Source organism: Oceanivirga salmonicida (assembly GCF_001517915.1).
Taxonomy (GTDB): Bacteria; Fusobacteriota; Fusobacteriia; order Fusobacteriales; family Leptotrichiaceae; genus Oceanivirga; species Oceanivirga salmonicida.
In genome coordinates this window covers 1-5,926 of sequence record NZ_LOQI01000081.1, presented here as the reverse complement: position 1 = coordinate 5,926, position 5,926 = coordinate 1, and the positions used below count along the sequence as shown (strand labels likewise).

Genomic DNA, 5,926 nt, shown 5'->3' with positions numbered 1-5,926 from the left:
ATTTTTATTCATATCTTTTGTAAAAAAATATGAACGAGGTTTTAAAACATTTTTCCCTAAAATATTTATATTTTCATAATCTTTCATCAAATCACCTTTCTATATCTCTATTATTAATTTTAAAAAAGTTAAACTTTTTTTTGCATAGCATAATACAATCCATGCTTTTCTATTAATTCAATATGAGTTCCACTTTCTACAATCTCACCTTTATCTAATACAAATATCATATCTGCATTTTTAATAGTTGATAATCTATGCGCTATTATTATAACCGTTCCCTTTTTTCTAAAATTTTCAATACTTCTTTGCATAATATTTTCAGTCTCACTATCTATATTAGATGTCGCCTCATCTAATATTAATATGCTTGATTTTTTTGACATTGCCCTTGCAAATGAAACTAATTGTTTTTCACCAGAAGATAAATTAGAAATATTTTGTTCAGATTTTAAATCATAAGTTATTTCTTTTAGATTTTTAACTGATTCTTTCATATTATTTTCATTAATACTTATATTCTCAATTACTGTTCCTTGAAATAAAAACGGTTCTTGCAATACCATAGCTATATTATTTCTCACATTTATATCTTTTATATCATGCCCATCAACATAAATATCTCCAGTATAATTTGTATAAAATTTTTCAAGTAAATTAATTATAGTTGATTTTCCACTTCCAGTTCTTCCTACAAAAGCAACAATGCTTTTGTCTTTTATTTTAAAAGAAACATTTTTTAATACTTGATTTTTATTATCATAATTAAAACTTACATTTTTAAATTCTATTTCCCCTTTAATATTTTCTATATTATTAGCAGTAAAATTATTATCTATATTTTTTAGTTTAAATATTTCATCTATATTATTTGAAGCAGCTATTGCCTTAGTATAAGATGATAAATTAATAACTAAATTAGTAACTACATCTATTACATCTAATGTATATTTCATAAATAGATATATACTTCCAATTTCTATATAATTCAAATTATTAAATTTTAAATAGCCATAATAAAGTATTATTAATATGAATATAATATCTCTTGATAAAGCAGTTAAATTATGAAGTAATTTAGCATCTATTGCTACTATTTTTTTAGCAACCTTCATTCTCATATTGCTTTTTTCTTTCCATTCATTTTTTATATTTTCTTCATTATTATACATTTTTATTATATCAATATTATGTATACCTTCATTTATTAATGCTGTACAATAGGAATTATACTCTCTATATTTTTTTGCATACTTATATACTAATTTTTCATATATTACTTTTATAAACAACATAAAGATTAAAAATATTACTAAAACTAATGCCATTCTATAATTCACAAAAAATAGTATTAAATATATAAATATTAATTTTACAATTACAGCAAATATATACATTAATGTATTTTCAAAAAAGTTTTTAAGTAAAATAACATCACTAATTATTCTAGAAATTATTGCCCCTGCTGATATATTATCAAAATATGAAATTTCTAATTTTTGTATATGATCATATATACTAGTTTGAATTTTTAAATAAAGATTATTAGAAGCCTTAACCAAATAATATTTCTTATAATAATCCAATACTGCTGCAATTATATTAATAAAGAAAAATATAGCAACATACTTTACAGCTTTGCTGTAATTATTATCAAAGATTTTAGAAATTATATAGCTCGTATAAGTCAATAAAAATGTACTTATTATCATCAAAACTAACCCTATTATATATTCTTTTTTAGATAATTTCATATATTTATATAGTTTATTCATTTTTATCACCAACCAAATATTGATGTTCGTATAACTGTTTATACCATCCAGATTTATTTATCAATTCAGTGTGTTTTCCTTTGTCTACTATTTTTCCATTAGACATTACAAATATTATATCAGCATTTTTTATAACAGATATTTTATGTGATATTATTATATTAGTTTTTTCTTTTCTAACACTATTTATATTATTTAAAATCTTTTTCTCTGTATTAGTATCTATTGCTGAAAAACTATCATCTAAAATTAATATTTCAGGTTCTCTAATTAATGCTCTTGCAATTTGTATTCTTTGTTTTTGACCCCCTGATAAAGATAAACCATTTTCTCCAATGTGAGTATCTAATCCCTTATCTAATTTAGATATATCTTTTTCTAAATCCACTATTTTTATTACTTCATCCAACCTATTTTCTAAATCAGAATAAAATAAAATATTTTCTTTTATACTTTTAGAAAAAAGCATATATTGTTGTGGAACATAAGATATATTATTTCTAATATCTTTAATATTATACTTTTTAATCTCATTATCATCTATATATATTTCACCTTTTGTTGCTTCTAATATAGATAATAATACTTTAATTAATGTTGTTTTCCCACTACCAGTTTTTCCAACTATTGCTACTGTTTGTCCTTTTTTTATTTCCAAATTAATATCATCTAAAACTTTCTTTCCACTTACTTCATAAGTTAAATTTTTTATAATGATTTTTTCATCAAATTTAAATTTTTTTAATTCTTTTTTTGATACATTATTCTCTTTTTCTACTAATATTTGTTTTGCTCTTTTTACAGCTCCTTTTAACTCTATAATTCTTAAAATAAGTTCAGATAATGCAGCATAAGGCCAAGATAACATGGCTGTAATTATTGATATAGATACTAAATTTCCTATACTTGTTTCTCCAATACTAACTAGATAATAACCATAAATTACTAATGCTAAATATGAAAATGATTTTGACACTAAAATTAATGGTTGTAATATGGCATAATTCAAAACATATACTAATAAATTATCAGCATAATTATTTATATTTATTATAAATTTTTCTCTCACCACTTCAACCATATTATAGGCCCTAATAACTCTAATTCCTTTAATAAATTCTAGGGTACTATCTACTATATTATCTAAACTTTCTATCATTATTTTATAATCTTTTGACTGTTTTTTTCTTTTAAAGATTATAAAAAGACTTTGTAATAAGTATGGAATTATAATTAGAAAAGTTAATATAAAATTAGATTTATATAGTATAACCATAGTTAATATTATATTATATATAACTCCTTCTACAAAAAATAAAAGCCCTAATGAAAAAAATAAAGAAATATAACTTGTTATATCATTTATAATTATACTAATTACTTTTGATATATGAATTTTATTAAAAAATTCTGATGTTTTGTTATATACCTTATCTAGGGCTAAAAGTCCTATATCATTTTGAGCTTCATATTCTCCTATAAAAATATACCATTCTTTAAAATAAAATACTAAGTACAACAAAATAGCCATACCAAATAAATAAATTACTTGATAAGTGAATTCTGTTTTATCTATATTATTTTTACCTAATCTATCTATTATTTCTCCGACCTTATTAACAGGGTAAAGAGTTAAGTAATAGGTTATCAAAGATACTCCTATTACTTTTAAAACTCTAAACATATCCTTTTTTAAGAATTTATTCATTTTCTCACCATATCATTTTACTTGCACTTACCATACGTTGTGCTCTGTTATAATGTATAAAAGATTGTCCTTCAAACATTTCATCAAGCGCTAATCTTTTTTCATCTAATTCATCTATTTTTATATCAGATTTAATATATGACAATAAATCTTGTTTAACACTTATAAATCTTAAAAGCATTCCACCAAATCTTTGTTCTAAAACTTCTAACCCGTATCTTTTGTTTTCTATATACCATAATTTTTTTCTAATTATTTGCAATTCTGGTAATATTTCTATTAATTTATCTATCTTAGTAATACATTTTTTTAAAGTTTCTTTATCATTTTTATTATATGCTTCATATATTATAGTGCTTAAATTCCATTTATATTTTAATATTTTGGCATATTTATTATAAAATGCGAAATAAGTTTTTAATAATTCATTATCATTATATTTATTTTCTAAATTTTTATACAATTCTTCATATTCTACATATTTTATAGTTAAATCTTCTTTAATTTTAGAGTTATGATACACAAATTTACTCATAAGTAAATCCTCATAAAAGAAATATTTACTTGGTGTATAATCTTTATCTGTATTTTCAACAAAATCTAATTTTTCAGTAGACATATAATCTTTTATATCTATTCCTATATATTTAATACAATCTTTTTCATAACTATTATCATTATATGATTTATCTGCAGCTATTAAACAACCTAAATATTCATTAAATACAGGTGATTCTGTACCGTCATCAGCCCATGATGTTATTAAAACTTCTTTTATATTTTCTTCAACACACGCACTCATAGAAGCATTTAAAGTCAATTTAGTTTTGCTATGATGCGGTGTATAACCTGTCCATCTCCATGCTCCACCAGCAAATAATACATCATTAGATATACTCTTTCTTTGTTTAAATCTTTCTATGTAATGCTCTTTTTTACTATTGTAGTAATCCCAATACATAAGTGAAATTCCATCAGGAATATAAAAATCTTTATCATTTTCACTTAATTTTGCATAATTTGAAAAGAACATATCATCCCATATCATAGGTTTCATTCCATATTTATCACATAATCTTAGCATATCTTTTAAATGTTCTAACATTATATATGGTTTTTCTTTTAATCCATTTATATCTGCATATCTACCTCTACCTAAATTATATGCTTCATCCATACCTAAATGTATTCTTCTTGTTCTTAAAGTATTTGAAAAATGCTTTATCATGTTTTCAATTAATTTTAATACATTAGTATCTCCCACACATAATATATCATCTAAATCTGCATACTTTCTTGATATATGTTCCCAATAAAAGAATTGATTTATGTGTGCTAATGCTTGTATACAAGGAACTAATTCAATTCCAAACATATATGCATAATCATCTAATTCCTTTAATTCAGCCTTAGTATATGCCCCCCTTAAATGACCAAAATATGGTTCTTCTTCTAATATATATGTATCTTCTAAGTATAAATATAAAGTATTCATTCCCATAAATGCTATATTTTCAATAACACTTTTAGTATACTCTACATTAGTTACACCATTTCTTGAATTATCTATCATTAATCCTAATTTTTCAAAGTTTCTTTTCGTATTTATTTTTTTATTATTAAATAAGTATTGTGATAAGGCTCTGAAAAAACCTGCTTTATCACTAGATTTTATATTTAATTTATTATCTTTCTCATCTAATAAAACTAAGTTATCATCAGTTTTAGTATAAATAATTTCTAAACCATTTGATGATACTTTAAAATAATTCTTTTTTCCTAATACTTTCAAAGCATCTTGCAAATCAACAGGTAATTTACATATATTAATTTTAAACATGATTAGTCTCCTTTCATCTATTTATATATATTTTACCCTAAATATTACTTTTTTCAATTACAATATTTTCAGTATCAATACTGAAATATTATTCCTAATAAAAATAATCACCCTATATACAATGTTTTAAACTATTGTATATAAAATGATTATCTATATTTTAATTATTTTTTATAAAATTATTCTAATTTAATCTTTATCAAAAATTAGAATTTGTTTCAACTACCACATTTTGACCTTTTTTAAGGTATATTAAATTATCAACACCTTTTTTTAAATTCTCACTATAATTATGTGTTATAAGTAAAAATCCTATATTTAATGACAACATAAGTTTTTCCATTTCAATAACAGCATCATTATCAAGCCCACTTGTTGGTTCATCTAAAATAATAAATTTATAATTCCTAATAAGAATACGAGCTAATAATAATTTTTGTCTTTCTCCACCTGATAAACTTTTAGATTTTTCTCCTACCATTTGATAAATATCTTTATAAGAAAGATTAACTACTTTTAAAATAGAAATAACCTGCTCATCAGTAAAATTATTATCAAATAAAGTAATATTATCTTTTATAGTAGCATAAATATCATATTTTT

Annotated in this window: 4 protein-coding genes; all 4 read right to left on the bottom strand. The window is 21.9% G+C overall.

Features of this window, described 5'->3' with window-relative positions; translation table 11 throughout:
• Positions 1-128: 128 nt before the first annotated feature.
• Positions 129-1,775, bottom strand: a complete 1,647-nt coding sequence (locus AWT72_RS07720) for an ABC transporter ATP-binding protein (RefSeq protein WP_067143280.1) — start codon at positions 1,773-1,775, stop codon at positions 129-131.
• Positions 1,768-3,483, bottom strand: coding sequence for an ABC transporter ATP-binding protein (locus AWT72_RS07715; protein WP_067143278.1), 1,716 nt, complete (start codon positions 3,481-3,483; stop codon positions 1,768-1,770). The genes AWT72_RS07720 and AWT72_RS07715 overlap by 8 nt, the downstream gene beginning before the upstream one ends.
• A 4-nt stretch (positions 3,484-3,487) precedes the next feature.
• A complete protein-coding gene (locus AWT72_RS07710) occupies positions 3,488-5,323 on the bottom strand; it encodes a beta-N-acetylhexosaminidase (protein WP_067143276.1) in 1,836 nt (611 codons plus the stop codon).
• A 199-nt stretch (positions 5,324-5,522) separates the two neighbouring features.
• The coding region (locus AWT72_RS07705; protein ID WP_156413109.1) for an ATP-binding cassette domain-containing protein at positions 5,523-5,926 on the bottom strand (404 nt) is incomplete at its 5' end.

Excerpts from the sequence above, each read along its gene's own strand:
- AWT72_RS07720 (WP_067143280.1), bottom strand. The coding sequence starts at position 1,775 with ATGAATAAACTATATAAATATATGAAATTATCTAAAAAAGAATATATA.
- AWT72_RS07710 (WP_067143276.1), bottom strand. The coding sequence starts at position 5,323 with ATGTTTAAAATTAATATATGTAAATTACCTGTTGATTTGCAAGATGCT.
- AWT72_RS07715 (WP_067143278.1), bottom strand. The coding sequence starts at position 3,483 with ATGAATAAATTCTTAAAAAAGGATATGTTTAGAGTTTTAAAAGTAATA.